Below are 16427 nucleotides of genomic sequence, written 5' to 3' on the forward strand. Positions count from 1 at the left end.
GGTTACTCCTCGAGCGCGCCCGGGGCGGTCTTGGAGACCGTCATGAGGAACTCGAGGTTGTTCTTGGTCTTCTTCAACCGGTCGATCAGCAGGTCGATGGCCTGGTGCGAGTCCAGCCCGGACAGCACGCGACGCAGCTTGTGCAGCACCGCGGCCTCGTCGGGATTCATCAGCAGATCGTCGCGGCGAGTACCGGACGGGTTGACGTCCACGGCCGGGAACACGCGCCGCTCGGCGATCTTGCGGTCCAGCTTCAGCTCGGCGTTGCCGGTGCCCTTGAACTCCTCGAAGATCACCGTGTCACCGGTCGAACCGGTCTCCACCATCGCGGTGGCGATGATCGTCAGCGAGCCGCCGTTCTCGATGTTGCGCGCCGCGCCGAGGAACCGCTTGGGCGGGTACAGCGCGGTCGAGTCGATACCACCGGAGAGGATGCGGCCCGACGCCGGCGACGCGTTGTTGTACGCGCGGCCGAGGCGAGTGATCGAGTCGAGCAGCACGACCACGTCCTGCCCCATCTCCACCAGGCGCTTGGCCCGCTCGATGGCCAGCTCGGCGACCGAGGTGTGGTCCCCCGGCGGACGGTCGAAGGTGGAGGCGATCACCTCGCCGCGCACGGTGCGCTGCATGTCGGTGACCTCTTCCGGACGCTCGTCGACCAGCACCACCATGAGGTAGACCTCGGGGTTGTTGACCGCGATCGCGTTCGCGATGTCCTGCATGATCGTGGTCTTACCGGCCTTGGGCGGCGACACGATGAGCGCGCGCTGACCCTTGCCGATCGGCATGATCAGGTCGATCACCCGGGTGGTCAGCTTGTTGGGCTGGGTCTCCAGCCGCAGGCGCTGGTTCGGGTACAGCGGGGTCAGCTTGTTGAAGTCCGGGCGGCGCTTGGCGCTTTCGATGTCGCTGCCGTTGACGGTGTCCAGGCGCACCAGCGGATCGAACTTCTGCCGCTGGTTTCCGGCCTCGCCTTCGCGGGGCGCGCGCACGGCGCCGGTGATGGCGTCACCCCGGCGCAGACCGTTCTTGCGGACCAGGTTCATCGACACGTACACGTCGTTCGGCCCGGCCAGGTAGCCGGAGGTGCGCACGAACGCGTAGTTGTCGAGCACGTCCAGGATGCCGGCCACGGGCTGCAGGACGTCGTCCTCGCGGATCTCGACGTCGCGGGTCTCGCTGCCGCCGCCCTCGCGGTCGCGACCCCGGCGCCGCTCGCGGAAGCGACGACCGCGCCGGCCCCGGCCGGACTCGTCGTCGTCGCTGCCGCCACCGCCGCCGCGGGTGCCGTTCTGGTTGTTCTGGTTCTGTCCGCCCGACTGCTGGTTGCGCTCGCGACGACGCTCGCCGGCCTCCTGCTCCGGCTTCGCCTCGCCCTCGGTCTTGGCCTCGGACTTGTTGTCGGCCTTGCCTTCCGATGCCTCCGCGGCGCGCTGCTCGCGGCCCCGGCGCTGCCGGCCACGGCCGCGCTGACCACCGTCGCGGCCCGCGTCGTCGCCCGAATCGGAGGCGTTGTGCTCGGTCGGCTTGTCGGTGCCGACACCGTCGAGCGTCTGCTGCTCGGCCCGCGCCGACCTGCCGCCCTCGTTCTTGGCGGGGTCGTTCTTGGCGGTGGGCTCGTTCTTGGCGGTGGACTCGGACTTCTTGCCGGACTCCGCCTTCTCCGCCTTGACCGCGAGCTCGGGCGTCTCGCTCGCCTCACCCTTCGCGTCGGCGGCCTTCTCGCCCCGGCCGCGCGCGGGGGCAGCGGCCTTCCCCGACCCGGAAGATTGGTTTTCCTTGATAGCGGCGATCAGATCGCCTTTACGCATCCCGGATGTACCTCGGATACCGAGCTCTCCGGCAAGCGCACGCAATTGCGGCAACAACATTCCAGTCAGCCCCGATCGTGCGACGTCAGTTTGTTCGCTCATCTTCGAAATCTGTCCGGAGTCACTTTCGCGGTCCGAGGTGCGCACATCGGTCTCCACCCCGGGTGTCGCGAGCAGGTCCGTATCTGTCACGGAGATCCTTTCCTTCCCTCGATTGCCGTGTGCTTGTTCGAGGGTTTCGTCCCGAAGTTCGGTCACTGCGCCGAACTCGGATGCCGTATCGCCTGCCCCGCCGGACCGGCGGCGAAACACCACCTGGTCACAGCCACCGGTTCACAAAGGTGGGAGTGATCATTCCAGTTGCTGTCCTCGATGTACGAGACTCGGGTCCCGAGCCTGAGCAAGGAGCCTTCTGGAGCGATTGCCCTGATGAAGCACCGGCGACTGACGCGCACGATGTACGGACTCGCTCAGGATAGCTCCCACCGTTCACCTCAGCAAGGCAGGCGCGCCGTCAATCCACCCGGACGCCATCGGAGATGTCCGGCCGAAGCACCCGCAAACCGTCGATCACGGCTCCTTCACGCAGCTCAGCGGGAAAATCTTCGGTGCTCAACGCCAGCACCGTCGGCCCCGCGCCCGACACCATCGCCGCGATTCCGGCCTCCCGCAATCGCGCGATCCACGTCGTGGTGAGCGGCAGCGCGGACGAGCGATAGCCCTGGTGCAGCCGGTCCGCCGTGGCGGGCAGCAGCAGGTCGGGACGCTGCGTCAGGGCCACCACGGCCAGTGCCGCGCGGCTGGCGTTGAACGCCGCGTCGGCGTGCGGCACCAGGTCCGGCAGCAGCCCGCGGGTGTGCGCGGTCGAGGACCGCTCCTCGGGGACCAGCACCGTCGCGCCCAGCGCGGGGTGCGGATCCAGCCGCACCGCACGGTAGCTGCGCTGATGGTCCGCCGAACCGTTGACGCCGCTGCCCACCGGACCGCCGGTTTCGGTCCATGAGACCACGATGCCGCCGAGTACGCTGGCCGCCGCGTTGTCGGGATGTCCCTCGAATTCCGAAGCCAGCTGCACCAATTCGGCATCGTCACAGGCCAGCTCCGCGTCGAACTCGGCAGCCAGGCCCCGGGCCGCGGCCAGCCCGCCGACCACCGCCGAGGCGGACGAACCGAGTCCGCGAGAGTGCGGAATCACGTTGCGGCACAACACGTCCAGGCCGTTGGCCCAGACACCCGCCGATTCCAACCCCCTTTCGATCGCACGCACCACGAGATGTGAAGGGCCCCAAGGCACGTCGTCGGCGCCCTCGCCCTCCACCCGGATCGTAAGCCCGGAATCGGTCGTGCGCACCACGATCTCGTCATAAAGCCCCAGGGCGATACCGAGCGAGTCGAAGCCCGGACCCAGATTCGCGCTCGACGCCGGCACCCGGGCCGTCACGGTGATACCGGGCGGCAGGGTCCGAGTCAGCAACCGACCTTCGCGCGAGCTCAACTCAGGCCAGCTCGAGCTCGTGGGCCACCGCGACCGGGTCGACCTGGATCGCCTGCACCTCCGGCATGCCCGACAGGGCGGTGTCGGGGTCCTTGAGGCCGTTGCCGGTCACCGTGCACACCACGGTCAGCCCGGCGTCGAGCCAGCCCTCTTCACGGGCGGCCAGCAGCCCGGCCACGCTCGCCGCGGAGGCGGGCTCGACGAATACGCCCTCGGTGCTCGCGATCAGCCGGTACGCGGCCAGGATCGCCTCGTCGGTGGCCGCGCGGAAGGCGCCGCCGGACTCCTCCTGCGCGCGCACCGCGCTGTTCCACGACGCCGGTGCGCCGATCCGGATGGCGGTGGCGATGGTCTCCGGGTTCTTCACCGGGGCACCGGCGACCAGTGGCGCGGCCCCGGCGGCCTGCACGCCCAGCATGCGCGGGCGGCCGGCGGTGAGGCCGTCGGCGTGGTACTCGCTGTAGCCCTTCCAGTAGGCGGTGATGTTCCCGGCGTTGCCGACCGGCAGCGCGTGCACGTCGGGCGCGCGGCCCAGCGCATCGCAGATCTCGAACGCCGCGGTCTTCTGGCCCTCGATGCGGGCCGGGTTCACCGAGTTGACCAGGCCGACCTCCGGGAATTCGGCGGTCACCTTGCGGGCCAGCTCCAGGCAGTCGTCGAAGTTGCCCTGCACCTGGATGATCTTGGCGCCCAGCATGACCGCCTGTGCCAGCTTGCCCATGGCGATCTTGCCCTGCGGGATCAGCACCGCGCAGTGCATGCCCGCGCGGGTGGCGTACGCGGCGGCCGACGCGGAGGTGTTGCCGGTGGAGGCGCACAGCACCGCCTTCTGGCCGCGGGCCTTGGCGTCGGTCATCGCCATGGTCATGCCGCGATCCTTGAAGGAACCGGTCGGATTCAGGCCCTCGACCTTGAGATAAACCTCACAGCCGGTGAGCTGCGACAGGTGATGCGCGGGCACCAGCGGGGTGCCGCCCTCGAACAGCGTGACCGGCTCCCAGTCCGCGCCGACCGCGAGCCGATCGCGATACGCGGCGATCAACCCCGGCCAGGGAGTGTGCACAGCCGTCGGCTGCACTCCTGTACTCATTCCTCGGTGCCTTCCAATCTCAGGACGCTGGTCACGGACGTGACGGACTCCAGTTCGGCGAGCGCTGACACCGTATCGGCCAGCGCCGACTCCTGCGCGTGGTGGGTCACGACCACGAGCCGGGCCCCCTCGTCGTGTCCCTCCTGGCGGACCGTCGAGATGCTGACGCCGTGCTGGGCGAACTCGCCTGCCACCGCCTGCAGCACCCCGGTGCGATCGGCCACCTTCAGGTTCACGTGGTAGCGGGTGGGCGTGTCACCGATCGGCGCGATCGGCAGCTCAGCATAAACCGATTCACCGGGCCCACGACCACCGTAGAACTTGTTGCGCGCCGCCATCACCAGGTCGCCCATCACCGCGGACGCCGTCGGCGCGCCACCGGCGCCCTGCCCGTAGAACATCAGTCGCCCGGCGTTCTCGGCCTCGACCACCACGGCGTTGAAGGCGCCGTCGACGGCCGAGAGCGGATGCTTGCGCGGGATCAGCGCCGGATACACGCGCACCGAAACCCGTTCCTTGCCGCCCTCGGCGGCGGGGAGTTCGCCCGGGACACGCTCGCAGATGGCCAGCAGCTTCACCGTGCAGCCGACGGCCGCGGCGGTCTCCAGGTCCTCGCCGGAAATCTTGGTGATGCCCTCGCGGTAGACGTCGGCGGCGGTGACGCGGGTATGGAAGGCCAGCGAGGCCAGGATCGCGGCCTTGGCGGCGGCGTCGTAGCCCTCCACGTCGGCGGTCGGATCGGCTTCCGCGTAGCCCAGCCGGGTGGCCTCGGCCAGCACGTCGGAGTAGTCGGCACCGGTCTCGTCCATCGCCGAGAGAATGAAATTCGTGGTGCCGTTGACGATTCCGACCACCCGAGTGACCCGGTCGCCGGACAGCGACTGGATCAGCGGGCGCACCACCGGGATCGCCCCGGCGACGGCGGCCTCGAAGTACAGGTCCGCGCGGCTGCGCTCGGCGGCCGCGGCCAGCTCACCGGTGTAGTCGGCCAGCAGGGCCTTGTTCGCGGTGACGACCGACTTGCCCGCGTTGAGCGCGGCCAGGATCAGCTTGCGCGCCGGGTCGATGCCGCCCATCACCTCGACCACGAGGTCCACGTCGTCGCGGCCCACCAGGGCCTCGGCGTCGGTGGTCAGCAGTTCGTCGGGCAGGCCGCGGTCGACGCCGAGCCGGCGCACGGCGACCCCGCGCAGTACCACCGGCGCGCCGACGCGCGAACGCAGATCGTCGGCATGGTCACGGAGGATGCGCACCACCTCGGTACCGACATTGCCCATGCCGAGCACCGCGACGCCGATCGGATGATCGACGCCGAATCCCCCGGCACCCGTGCGGCTCGATACCTCGCTCATGGCTCCACCTCCAAACTCAACAGATCGCTCACCGTCTCGCGCCGCAGGATCAGCCGCGCCTGCCCGTCGCGCACGGCCACCACGGCCGGTCGGGTCAGCATGTTGTAGCGGCTCGACATCGAGTAGCAGTAGGCGCCGGTGCCGGCCACCGCGATCAGGTCCCCGGGGCCCACGTCGGCCGGGATCCAGGTATCGCGAATGACGATATCGCCGCTCTCGCAATGCTTTCCGACCACCCGCGCGACCACCGGACCGGCTGCGCTGGAACGCGACACCAGTCGGCAGTCGTAGTCGGCCTGATACAGCGCGGGCCGGATGTTGTCGCTCATCCCGCCGTCGACGCTGACGTAGCGGCGGCGCGCCCCCGCGTCCAGGGTCACGTCCTTGGTGGTGCCGACCTCGTAGACCGTCACCGTGCCGGGACCGGCGATGGCGCGGCCGGGCTCGACGGCGATCTCCGGTGTGGCCAAACCGATCTGGGCGGCCTCGGCGGTCACCAGGTCGCGCACCTTGGCCGCGAAGTCGTCCAGCGGCGGCGGATCGTCGCTGGGCAGGTACGAAATGCCCAGTCCGCCACCCAGATCCAGCGTGTGGATCTGCTCGGTGCGCTCGACGCCGAACTTGTCGACGGCGTCGCGCAGCAGCCGCAACATGCGCCGGGCGGAGATCTCGAAGCCGTCGATCTCGAAGATCTGCGAGCCGATGTGGCTGTGCAGGCCGACCAGGCGCAGGTTCCGGGTGTCGAACACCCGGATCAGGGCCTCCATGGCGTCGCCGCCCGCGATGGAGAAGCCGAACTTCTGGTCCTCGTGCGCGGTCGAGATGTATTCGTGCGTATGGGCTTCCACGCCGACCGTGACGCGCACCAGCACGTCCTGCACCACGCCCGCCGCACCGGCCACCTGCTCCAGCCGGTCGATCTCGATCAGCGAGTCGACCACGACGTGACCGACCCCGGCCGCCACCGCCGCTTCCAGTTCGCCCACCGATTTGTTGTTGCCGTGCAGGGCGATTCGCTGCGCGGGGAAACCGGCGTGCAGCGCCACCGCCAGCTCGCCGCCCGAGCAGACGTCCAGATACAGGCCCTCGTCGCGGACCCAGCGCGCGACCTCGCCGCACAGGAATGCCTTGGAGGCGTAGTGGATTCGCGCCTTGTCGCCGAAGGCGCGCAGCATGTCCCGGCAGCGCGAGCGGAAGTCGTCCTCGTCCACCACGAACAGCGGGGTGCCGTACTGCTGGGCCAGCTCGGTCACGGGGACACCGGCCAGCCGGACCACCCCGTCGGCGTCGCGAGTGGCGTTGCGCGGCCAGACGTTCGCGGGCAGTTCGATCAGTTCCGCCGGGTTCGCGGGACGCTCCGGGAGATTCGGGGCGTGCGGGATCTCGGCATGCCGGGGCCCGGCCGGGTGCGCACTCACGATGGTTCCTTTCCTGCGGCGCTGGTCGATTCGGCGGCGGGGACCGGGGCGTTCACATGCGCTCCGGGGCCGAGACGCCGAGCAGGCCCAGCCCGTTGGCGAGCACCTGACGGGTCGCCCGCACCAGTTCCAACCGGGCGGCGTGTAGCGGCGTCACCGGCTCGTCGCCCTTGGGGAGCACCCGCATGTCGTCGTCGGACTGGAACGGGTGGTACACGCCCGCCAGTTCGTCCAGGTAGCGGACCACCCGGTGCGGTTCGCGCATCTCGGCGGCCGTCGCGACGACGCGCGGATACTCGCCGAGGGTCCGGATCAGCTCGCCCTCCCGGTCCGAGGTCATCAGGGCGAGATCCGGTGTGACCGAAGCGAATCCGAACGCCGCCGAGTTCTCGATGATGCGGCAGGTGCGCGCGTGCGCGTACTGCACGTAGTAGACCGGGTTCTCGCTGCCCTGTGTGGTCCACAGGCCGAGGTCGATGTCGATGCTCGAGTTCACCGAGGACCGCACCAGGGAGTACCGGGCGGCGTCCACGCCGATGGCCTCGACCAGGTCGTCCAGGGTGATGACGGTGCCGGCGCGCTTCGACATCCGCACGGCGACACCGTCTTTCACCAGATTGACCATCTGGCCGATGAGCACCTCGACCGTGTCGGGGTCGTCGCCGAACGCGGCCGCCGCGGCCTTCAGGCGGCCGATGTAACCGTGGTGGTCGGCGCCGAGCATGTAGATGCACAGATCGAACCCGCGCGCCCGCTTGTTGTGGAAGTAGGCGATGTCACCGGCGATGTAGGCGGCGTGGCCGTCGCTCTTGATGACCACCCGATCCTTGTCGTCGCCGTACTCGGTGGAGGCGATCCACCAGGCGCCGTCCTGCTCGTAGAGCTTGCCGGACGCCTTCAGCTCGGCGACGGCCTTGTCGACCGCGCCGGACTCGAACAGCGAACTCTCGTTGAAGTAGACGTCGAAGTCGGTGCCGAAGTCGTGCAGGGTCTGCTTGATGTGGGCGAACATCAGCTCCACGCCCTCGCGCCGGAAGAGTTCGTGGCGTTCCTGCTCGGGCAGGTCGGCCGCGCCCGGATGGGCGGCGACGATGCGGTCGGCGATGTCGCCGATGTAGGCGCCCGCGTAGCCGTCCTGCGGGGTGGACGCGCCGGTGGCCGCGGCGACCAGCGAGTTGGCGAACCGGTCGATCTGGGCGCCGTGGTCGTTGAAGTAGTACTCGCGGGTGACGTCGGCGCCCTGCGCGGCCAGGATGCGGCCCAGCGCGTCGCCGACCGCGGCCCAGCGGGTGCCGCCCAGGTGGACCGGCCCGGTCGGGTTGGCGGAGACGAATTCCAGATTGATCTTGCGTCCCGCCAGCGCGGCCGAGGTGCCGTAGCCGGCTCCCGCGGCCAGCACCCGCTCGACGATCGTGCCCTGCGCGGCCGCCGCCAGCCGGATGTTCAGGAATCCCGGGCCCGCGACCTCGGCGGATTCGACGCCGTCGGTCGCCGCCAGCGCGTCGGCCAGCAGGCCCGCCAGCTCACGCGGGTTCATGCCCGCCTTTTTCGCCACCTGCATGGCCACATTCGTGGCATAGTCGCCGTGTTCCGGGTTGCGGGGACGCTCCACCTTGACCTCGTCGGGCAGGACCGCGGGGTCCGATCCGCGTTCGACAAGCACCTTCGCCGCCGTGGCGCGAAGGAGATCTGCAAGGTCAGCTGGAGTCACGAGTCTCTATCCTATGGTCCGAGCAGGTGCGCCCCACCAGCGGGGACCCTTTCTCCCCCACGCACCGACGCCCCCGCCCGCCCCTGCTTTTTGGCTCGAGCCCCCGGATGCGATACGCTTTCCCAGCCCGATCGGACGACGTGCGAACAGGTGTCGACCGGGTCCACCCCGCCCTCGTAGCTCAGGGGATAGAGCGTCTGCCTCCGGAGCAGAAGGCCGCAGGTTCGAATCCTGCCGAGGGCACCGAGTACCGAAGGCCCTGACCAACCACCATGGTCAGGGCTTCCGTACGCGAAGGCCGATTCACGTCGGCCATCTACCTCGACATATGGCCAGGGCTTGCTGCCCGCCGCTTCCGCTGCGCCGACCGATGCCGGGCCCGGAGCCAGGCGGCGGCGTCGGTGCCCTGGCCGCGTTCGGAATCCCAATGCTGGTGCGCGGCAACCATGTCCGCATCGGCGACCGGCGTAATGATTCGAAGAGTCAGAGTTGCGCCGATGTCGTCCCCGATCACCTCGAGCGTACGTGCACGCCGGTGCCGGGAGCCGTCGAGACGGACCCGCCGACCGGCGTTGTCCAGTTCATTTGGTGCGGCCGACCATTCGTCGAGGTGATAGATCACCCGACGGATCGGGCCGAGGCCGGGTCGCAGCACCGCCAGCAGACTCGTCAGCTCTGCGACGAGATCACGGCTGTGCGGCCACCAGACTCCGTCGATATTCGCTGTGCCGGCGGTGTCGAGTTCGAGCCGTAGCCGACGAGCGGGCGGCGCCCGCCGATCGGCGTTTGTCACATGTGGTTGTGGTGTCATGATCGACGCCCCTGTCGCGGCCGGACCGGTATTGCTCTACGATGTAACTCTACGCCGTAGACATCGGTTGCCGCCGCCGGATACGCTGGCGAGTGGCGTCGTCATCGCCCCCATACCTGCCGCGAGGACAGCGCAGGCTATGGCGAAAAGCCGCGATCAGAAGACTCATTACCGAAGGGAACGAAAATGGCGACGAAAACGCCCTACGAGCGCCGAGTGGCTCGCGTCCGAGACGCGGTGCGGGCGCACTCCGAACTCGACGACGCCGCCGCGACCGCGCTCGCGGTCCACGTGCTGCACTCCCTCGACACGATCCCGGAGAAGATTCGCTGACCGAGCGATACTGATTCGCGCCTACGTTTCCCGCGCGAGCCGACGCGCCTGCTGCTGGGTGGAAATCAGGGCGAGTGTCGCTTCGGCGCCCTGATTCTCGTTGCTGCCGGTGGGTTCCAGCCCGTCGGAACAACCGTTGCTGTCAGGGTCGAGCAGCGCGGTGGCGACGTCGTTCACTCCACGGAACCAAGCTTCGCACAGCATGACCGCGTCTTTCCACCGCCGGTCTCCGGTGGCGTCGTAGGCGCGGGCGCAGGCGTCGGCCAGCGCAGCGACCTCGAGGGGCTGCTGGTCGAACCCGGGCCTAGGTTCCCCGATCTTCCAACCGTCGACCGGGGTGACGGAGAGATGATCACCGGAAGTCTCGATCTCGAGCAGCCAACGCAACATCGACAATCCGTCGGCCTGAGTACGCCCCTTGCCGGGCAGCGCACCGGCCACGAGCAACGCCTCGGCGAGCACGGCATTGGCGTACTGCAGTCGCGGCTCGGGCCACCGCCAGTCCAGTCTGCGCGTGGGTGCGCCGATCACCGCGGTGGCAGCGGCCAAAAGATCACGGGCGCAATGTTTCTCAGGATACTCACGCAGCACCTCCGCGGCGCCCAGCGCGGCGAATGCCATGCCGCGGGCCGAGCGGGCGCGCTGCCCGGCAGCGATCGTGAAGTGCGGCAGCACGGCAGGCGCCAGGTCGGGCCTGCGGGCGATGACGGTCCCGAGCGCCCACAATGCCCGTCCCCAATGATCGTCGAGGCTGGGCTCGTCCTGCCAATATCGGTCCGGTCCGCGCCGATTGTGGCAGCGCCCGTCAGGCGTGAGCGCGTCGATCACGAAATCGAGATACACCCCGGTGAGGGCGAGCAGTTCCGGCGGAGGTTCGGTCTCGCGGACCGCGACGACCAGAGCACGCGCGACATCGTCGACGCAGTAACCGTTCTCGATGCGAGGCTCGGTGAGCCTGGCATGTTCGAAGATTCCGCACTCGTCACTGAGCCGGACCATATGCGCGTAGGAAATCGTGATCGTGTCGGATCGGATCGTCACCCGTGCACCCTTCTTCGTCGCGGTCGTCGCAGTGAACGCCGACCATGAGCGTATGTCAACATCGTAGATCTACAGAATTTTCCTCGTATCGCGGCGTCTACCTCGTCTACAGCGTAGAATTACGTTGTAGACAGCCGCCGGTGACGGGAACACATCCCTCGCCCGACCGCCGGAGACCCGGCCGGCTCCCGTCCGACAGAGGAGCGCTCCGATGACCTCGCAAACCGCCCGAACCGGAACCGGTCGATACGAGGTGCCCGCTAATCGACCGCGGCTGCTCATCGCACCCGAGGAGCGGCGTTCTGCCGCCACCGACGGCACGTGGTGGCCCCACGGCGATGATCTGGTCACCGAACTCACCGAACTGCTCCCGGTGCTCACCACCCAATTCGGGCCGATCCAGCGGGTGATCTACCACCTCGACGAATGGGTTGCCGCGCCGGGCAAGTCCGCCATCGGGGATCGGCGGATAAGCCTCGACGGATATCGGCACAGGCCGACCGGCACCGTCGAGATTCTTCCGCTCGACGGCGGCACGCTCACGTTACTGGTCGTTCCGCCGGGCACGGCCGCTGACTCCGCCGATGCCGTCATGTCCGCCGAAACCGGTGGCGCAGAACAACGATGGGAGTCCGAGGGCGGTTCCGGTGGTTATCGCAGCCGGTAGCCGCCGCGCGCAGCGCCGAAACGAGGCCGCGTCGGCCGGTCGGTCCACCGGTGTCGTCGGCGGCGCGGAGCGGGTCGCCGGCGAACTTTCGTTCCGACGCTGTCTCGGGCGCGTCGTCGCTGGTCGCGGTCAGAAAAGCGTCGGGCAGTGCGAGCTTGTGAATAGTGCGCAGGGTCAGCAGATATTGCCGCAGCAGCGGACCGGTGGTGTAGGGCAGATCAAATTTGTCACACAGTGCCCGCACCCGTTGCGCGATCTCCGCATAGCGGTTGCTGGGCAGGTCGGGGAAGAGATGATGTTCGATTTGGTAGCACAGGTTCCCACTGAGGAATGCCAGCGCCGGACCGGCGTCGAAGTTGGCGGTGCCCAGCATCTGCCGGAGATACCACTCGGCTCGCGACTCCTCCTCGACGACTTCGGGCGTGAATTTCTCCGCGCCGTCGGGGAAGTGGCCGCAGAAGATCACGAGATAGGCCCAGAGATTGCGGGCGGTGTTGGCAGCCGCGTTCGCGGCCAGCGTGCGGCGCCACCGCCGCCCGCTCAGCAGCGGAAACAACAGATAGTCCTTGCCGACCTGTCTACCGATCTTGGTGGCGAACGACTTGGTCTGCGCGGCCTTCCGCGCGGGCGTGGCGGCGCGGTCGCGTTCGGAGTACAGATCGTGCAGGGCGATGCCCCATTCGAATGTCGCTGCCAGGAACAGATTTTGGAGCGGTTGTAGCAGCAGTCGAGGCCGCCACGGCTGGTCCCGGGTCACCCGCATGACACCGAAGCCGATGTCGTCGTCCATGCCGAGCACGTTCGTGTACACATGGTGGCGGAAGTTGTGGGAGTAGCGCCATTGCGCCGACAGTCCGGCCATATCCCATTCCCAAGTGCCGGAATGGATCTCGGGATCATTCATCCAATCCCATTGGCCATGGCCGATATTGTGGCCGAGTTCCATGTTCTCGATGCTCTTGGCCACCGCCAGCCCGGCGGTACCGACCAGCCATCCGGTCTTGCCCCGGCTGAGCGCGATGGTGAGCCGGGAGGCCGCGTCCAGCGCTCGCTGAAAGGTGATCGTGCGGCGGATGTATGCCGCGTCCCGGCTGCCGCGCCGCTCCTCGATGTCACGTCGGACGACATCGAGTTCGCGTCCCAGCGCCTCGACATCGGCGGGGGTCAGGTGTGCGTAGCTGCCGACTTCGGTGATTGCCATAGTTCATACCCTCGTATTGCCGGGTGTCGTACCTGGCCGGACCGATGTCGGGCGCCTGCGCGAACACGCGACGCGCCTTCGGAACCGGCTCAGCGTTTGAATGCCTCCGCGAGCCCCTTCTTGGCTCGGTCGATGGCATTGCGGGCCTGCCGGCCAGTGCTTTCCGTCCGATGGCTGCCGTCTCCGCCTGCCTTGTCGAACAGCTTGTCCAGGTTCGCCTTCGCTGCCCGAACCTGGTGGGTGATCTTGTCGCCGATGGTCATCGGGATGGTCCCATCCCCGGATGCGCTGTGAAGCCGCGGCCGGCCGTTCGCCGACCGGTCGACGCATAAGACCGGTTATGACTACACCCTAGCCCTGAATACGACGTCTGTCTACAACGTAGGCTTACAACGTATCCATCTGCGGAATCGACGGGAGACCCGAGGAAGTCTGCGATGAACGACACGAGAGCGGGGCGGTCCGGCGACCCCGAACCATCCGGCCACCACGCCCGCGACAGCCGCGCCCACCCACTGACCCGCGCGGAAATACTGGCCGCGGCGCTCGAGATCATCGACCATGACAGCATCGAGCGGCTATCGATGCGGCGCCTGAGCCGACGGCTCAACCGGCACCCCACGGCGCTCTACCGGCACGCCGCCAACAAGGCCGCGCTACTCGACGGCGTCACCGAATTCGTCCTCGAGCAGTTGACCGTCGACTCCACCGACCCGGACTGGCATCATCAGCTGCGCGTGATAGCCCGAGATTTTCGCCGGCTCGCCGTGACGCATCCGCATGTCGTGCCGCTGCTGGTCACCCACCCGCTGACCACTCCGCTGGCGCTGCGGCCATGGGGAACGCTGCGCCCGCTGGAACATATCCTCGAGTTGCTGAGCCGGGCGAACTTCAGCGGAAGCGACGCCCTGCGGATCTACCGGGCGCTGTTCGGATTTCTGTACGGGCATGTGCTCAACGAACTGCAGGAACTCGTCCACCTGCCGGAAGAGTCCACCGATCTACTGCGGCTCGGGCTGCACCACCTTCCGATCGGGGAGTTTCCGCTGCTGCGCGGGCTCGCCTCGGAGCTGGCCGCCTACGACGGCGTCAGCGAACTCGAACGCGGCCTGGACACTCTGCTCGCGGGCCTCGATACCACTCTCACCACGCCCGCGCCGCGACCCGATCGACCGTGACCGCGCCGGGCACCCGGTCAACGCGGCGCGGGCGCGTCCTCCGGCCCGGGCAGCACGGCATCGCCCGACCCGGGACGGGGGGCATTGCCCGGCCCGGGCAGCGTGGCCGCGAGACCGGCCAGCAGAATGTCGAGCCCACGCTCGAGTTCCGCCGCGCCGTCGTAGCTCGCCAGTACCGATGCCAATCCCCGCACCAGCGGAAACTCCCCGATCGGCAGCCGATATAACCCCAGCCGCAGCAGATCGTCGGTCTCCTCCGGACGTTCCACGAGTTCCTGCAACTCGTTGAGCACATGCCCGTACAGGAACCCGAACAGCGCTCGATAGATGTGCAACGCGTCGACCTCGGTGTATCCGACCCGTGTCAGCAACGCCAGCATGTCCTCCAGCAGGCGCACCGTCGCCGGCGGACGCTGCCCCAGCGGCGTCGCCAAGGGGCGCGTCACCAACAACGGCACCGCCCGCGGATGCGCCAGCGCGACTCGCCGGAATTCCCGGGCGACGCGCCGCACCTCCGCGACCCAGTCCGACGCCGCCGCGTCCACCGACAGCTCCGTGAACACGACCTCGGCGACACCATCGATCACGGCGGCCTTGTTCGGCACGTGCCGGTAGATCACCATCGGATCGCGGCCCACCGCCTCGGCCAGCCGACGCATCGACAAGCCCTCGACCCCGTCGCGATCCACGATCTCCAGCGCCGCGCTCAGCACCGCCGCCCGAGTCACCGGGCTGCCGCCGCGCCCAGCTCCGACCCTGTTTCCACCACTCAGCGATTCAGCCATTACAGACGGACTCCATCCCTCGGAACACCCGGCATCCCATGATGTAGGTCTACAACGTTGACATACGGACTCGCACGGCGTCTACTGAAAGTAGCCGACTCAGGGAGCAACCCCATGGCACCACTCCATATCCACCGCCGGACCACCCGGCACCACAGCCCTCCTGACAACACGCCGCGACTGCGGCTCAGGCCGGAAAGCGACGCATACATCGACGGCGCCTGGTGGCCACGGTCGGGCGAACTCACCACCGAACTACCGGGCCTGCTGACATTTCTGGAGATTCGGATGGGCCCCATCCGGCGCGTCGTCTACGACCGGGCCAGCTGGGCACCCGCGCCGCCCACCTCGACCGTCGGCGGGCACGAGGTCCAACTCGACGCCTACCCGTTCGAGGCCGGCAACACGATGTATGTCTTCGGCAGCGACAACAGCATGCTCGTGCTGCAGGTGATCCTCTCCACCACCGACGACCACAGCGCACGTTCCACCCTCATCACCGCCGCGCGACGACCGGCAGCACAGGCCCTCGAAAAGGAAGCAAGCCCATGACGGCAATACACGCCGCCCGATCACGAAACGCCTCACCATGAACAGCAGCACCGGCCCACCCGCGGGTCACACCCAACCATTCGGCACGCCGACCCGCACACCACGACTACTACTGCGCGAGAACAACACCCGCGCCGGTGACATCGACGGCGCCTGGTGGCCCTGGACAGCCAACCTCACCGCCGAACTACACGACCTGATCGCCGCCCTCACCCCACGCCTCGGCCCGATCACCGCAGTCGGCTTCGACTGGAACCGGATCAGCCGCACCCAACGCCACATCGATCACGACGACGGCGTACACATGCACGACGCGAACACCGATCAACCCGCCGGCACCATGCGCCTGACCGCCGCCCACGGCCCCCGAGCGACCTTGCTCGTCATCCCCTTCGACACTCCCCGCGACCGAGCCGACAACCTGATGCGTCGGGCAGCGCGCAATCCGGGCCCGCCCGTTCGAGGACCTGGCCGGGGGCAGTAAACGATCTTCCGATCCAGCGGGGCGGCGCGAGATGGTGATGTCTCATTGATGCCCTCTACCTGCCCGATCCCGCGGATCCGACTCGGTTCGAGTCGACCGAGTTGACTCGGGGGCCGTGGTCGCCGGATGCGCAGCATGCGGGGCCGCCTGCGGCGTTGTTGGGGTATGTGATCGAGCGCTGTGAACCGCGGGCCGGGTTCGAGTGGGGCGGGTGGCGGTCGAGATTCTGGGGCCGATCGCTCCGCTGCGGGCCGAGGCTCGGGTGAGCCGGGCGGGGCGCAGTGTCGAATTGATGGACTGGGACGGCTACCTTTTCATCAACACGGACCTCACCGTGATGCTGCACCGCGAGCCCATCGGCAACTGGGTGTGCCTGGACGCGGCCACCTACCCCGAACGCAGCGGCCTCGGCCTCGCGGAATCCCGCCTGTACGACGAGAAGGGGCCCGTCGGCCGCGGCACCGAGACCCTGTTCATCGCCCCACGCAAACGCTGAGC

At 68.4% G+C, this 16427-nt stretch carries 17 protein-coding genes and 1 tRNA gene; 7 read left to right on the top strand and 11 right to left on the bottom strand.

Features of this window, described 5'->3' with window-relative positions:
• Nucleotides 1-2 precede the first annotated feature (2 nt).
• The 6 genes from rho to argS all read right to left on the bottom strand — a co-directional run bounded on the left by rho (nucleotide 3) and on the right by argS (nucleotide 8877).
• Nucleotides 3-2003, bottom strand: a complete 2001-nt coding sequence (gene rho, locus NWFMUON74_RS29440; RefSeq protein ID WP_187684985.1) for a transcription termination factor Rho — start codon at nucleotides 2001-2003, stop codon at nucleotides 3-5.
• A gap of 322 nt (nucleotides 2004-2325) precedes the next feature.
• Complete coding sequence (thrB, locus tag NWFMUON74_RS29445; protein WP_187689505.1) at nucleotides 2326-3282, bottom strand: homoserine kinase; 957 nt, start codon at nucleotides 3280-3282, stop codon at nucleotides 2326-2328.
• A 25-nt stretch (nucleotides 3283-3307) separates the two neighbouring features.
• The gene (thrC, locus tag NWFMUON74_RS29450; protein WP_187684986.1) at nucleotides 3308-4396 is read right to left on the bottom strand and encodes a threonine synthase; all 1089 of its coding nucleotides are present in this window, start codon (nucleotides 4394-4396) and stop codon (nucleotides 3308-3310) included.
• Nucleotides 4393-5748 carry a homoserine dehydrogenase gene (locus tag NWFMUON74_RS29455; RefSeq protein WP_187684987.1) on the bottom strand — a complete coding sequence of 452 codons (1356 nt, stop codon included), beginning with the start codon at nucleotides 5746-5748 and terminating at the stop codon, nucleotides 4393-4395. The genes thrC and NWFMUON74_RS29455 overlap by 4 nt, the downstream gene beginning before the upstream one ends.
• On the bottom strand, nucleotides 5745-7166 hold the full coding sequence (gene lysA / locus NWFMUON74_RS29460; protein ID WP_187684988.1) for a diaminopimelate decarboxylase: 1422 nt from the start codon (nucleotides 7164-7166) through the stop codon (nucleotides 5745-5747). Before lysA ends, NWFMUON74_RS29455 begins: the two co-directional genes overlap by 4 nt.
• A gap of 52 nt (nucleotides 7167-7218) precedes the next feature.
• Complete coding sequence (gene argS / locus NWFMUON74_RS29465) at nucleotides 7219-8877, bottom strand: arginine--tRNA ligase (protein ID WP_187684989.1); 1659 nt, start codon at nucleotides 8875-8877, stop codon at nucleotides 7219-7221.
• Nucleotides 8878-9047: 170 nt separating this feature from the next.
• On the opposite strand from argS, the gene NWFMUON74_RS29470 reads away from it, so the two are divergent.
• Nucleotides 9048-9120: transfer RNA gene (locus tag NWFMUON74_RS29470), tRNA-Arg, on the top strand.
• A 73-nt stretch (nucleotides 9121-9193) separates the two neighbouring features.
• Here the strand turns inward: NWFMUON74_RS29470 and NWFMUON74_RS29475 are convergent.
• Complete coding sequence (locus NWFMUON74_RS29475; RefSeq protein ID WP_187684990.1) at nucleotides 9194-9670, bottom strand: DUF5994 family protein; 477 nt, start codon at nucleotides 9668-9670, stop codon at nucleotides 9194-9196.
• Nucleotides 9671-9874: 204 nt separating this feature from the next.
• Here NWFMUON74_RS29475 and NWFMUON74_RS29480 point away from each other — a divergent pair, with 204 nt between their 5' ends.
• Nucleotides 9875-10021, top strand: a complete 147-nt coding sequence (locus NWFMUON74_RS29480; protein ID WP_187684991.1) for a DUF6307 family protein — start codon at nucleotides 9875-9877, stop codon at nucleotides 10019-10021.
• 21 nt (nucleotides 10022-10042) lie between these two features.
• Here the strand turns inward: NWFMUON74_RS29480 and NWFMUON74_RS29485 are convergent, their stop codons facing one another.
• Nucleotides 10043-11062 carry a glycosyltransferase gene (locus NWFMUON74_RS29485; protein WP_232110669.1) on the bottom strand — a complete coding sequence of 340 codons (1020 nt, stop codon included), beginning with the start codon at nucleotides 11060-11062 and terminating at the stop codon, nucleotides 10043-10045.
• A 211-nt stretch (nucleotides 11063-11273) separates the two neighbouring features.
• On the opposite strand from NWFMUON74_RS29485, the gene NWFMUON74_RS29490 reads away from it, so the two are divergent.
• Nucleotides 11274-11729, top strand: coding sequence for a DUF5994 family protein (locus NWFMUON74_RS29490; protein WP_187684992.1), 456 nt, complete (start codon nucleotides 11274-11276; stop codon nucleotides 11727-11729).
• Here the strand turns inward: NWFMUON74_RS29490 and NWFMUON74_RS29495 are convergent.
• Together NWFMUON74_RS29495 and NWFMUON74_RS29500 are read right to left on the bottom strand one after the other, a co-directional pair.
• Nucleotides 11653-12930, bottom strand: coding sequence for a fatty acid desaturase family protein (locus NWFMUON74_RS29495; RefSeq protein ID WP_187684993.1), 1278 nt, complete (start codon nucleotides 12928-12930; stop codon nucleotides 11653-11655). The two genes, NWFMUON74_RS29490 and NWFMUON74_RS29495, sit on opposite strands and share 77 nt — an antisense overlap.
• Before the next feature lie 89 nt (nucleotides 12931-13019).
• Nucleotides 13020-13193: a hypothetical protein gene (locus tag NWFMUON74_RS29500; protein ID WP_187684994.1), complete on the bottom strand. Its 174-nt coding sequence runs from the start codon at nucleotides 13191-13193 to the stop codon at nucleotides 13020-13022.
• A gap of 174 nt (nucleotides 13194-13367) precedes the next feature.
• Between NWFMUON74_RS29500 and NWFMUON74_RS29505 the strand changes: the two genes are divergently transcribed.
• The gene (locus NWFMUON74_RS29505) at nucleotides 13368-14108 is read left to right on the top strand and encodes a TetR/AcrR family transcriptional regulator C-terminal domain-containing protein (protein WP_187684995.1); all 741 of its coding nucleotides are present in this window, start codon (nucleotides 13368-13370) and stop codon (nucleotides 14106-14108) included.
• A 17-nt stretch (nucleotides 14109-14125) separates the two neighbouring features.
• On the opposite strand, the gene NWFMUON74_RS29510 is transcribed toward NWFMUON74_RS29505, so the two are convergent.
• The gene (locus NWFMUON74_RS29510; protein WP_187684996.1) at nucleotides 14126-14893 is read right to left on the bottom strand and encodes a TetR/AcrR family transcriptional regulator C-terminal domain-containing protein; all 768 of its coding nucleotides are present in this window, start codon (nucleotides 14891-14893) and stop codon (nucleotides 14126-14128) included.
• 114 nt (nucleotides 14894-15007) lie between these two features.
• On the opposite strand from NWFMUON74_RS29510, the gene NWFMUON74_RS29515 reads away from it, so the two are divergent.
• From NWFMUON74_RS29515 to NWFMUON74_RS36390, 3 genes are all read left to right on the top strand, one after another.
• Complete coding sequence (locus NWFMUON74_RS29515) at nucleotides 15008-15445, top strand: DUF5994 family protein (RefSeq protein ID WP_187684997.1); 438 nt, start codon at nucleotides 15008-15010, stop codon at nucleotides 15443-15445.
• 37 nt (nucleotides 15446-15482) lie between these two features.
• The gene (locus NWFMUON74_RS29520; RefSeq protein WP_187684998.1) at nucleotides 15483-15929 is read left to right on the top strand and encodes a DUF5994 family protein; all 447 of its coding nucleotides are present in this window, start codon (nucleotides 15483-15485) and stop codon (nucleotides 15927-15929) included.
• A 211-nt stretch (nucleotides 15930-16140) separates the two neighbouring features.
• Nucleotides 16141-16425, top strand: a complete 285-nt coding sequence (locus NWFMUON74_RS36390; RefSeq protein ID WP_232110670.1) for a thioesterase family protein — start codon at nucleotides 16141-16143, stop codon at nucleotides 16423-16425.
• The last annotated feature ends 2 nt before the right edge of the window (nucleotides 16426-16427 follow it).

The organism is Nocardia wallacei (assembly GCF_014466955.1).
Lineage (GTDB): Bacteria > Actinomycetota > Actinomycetes > Mycobacteriales > Mycobacteriaceae > Nocardia > Nocardia wallacei.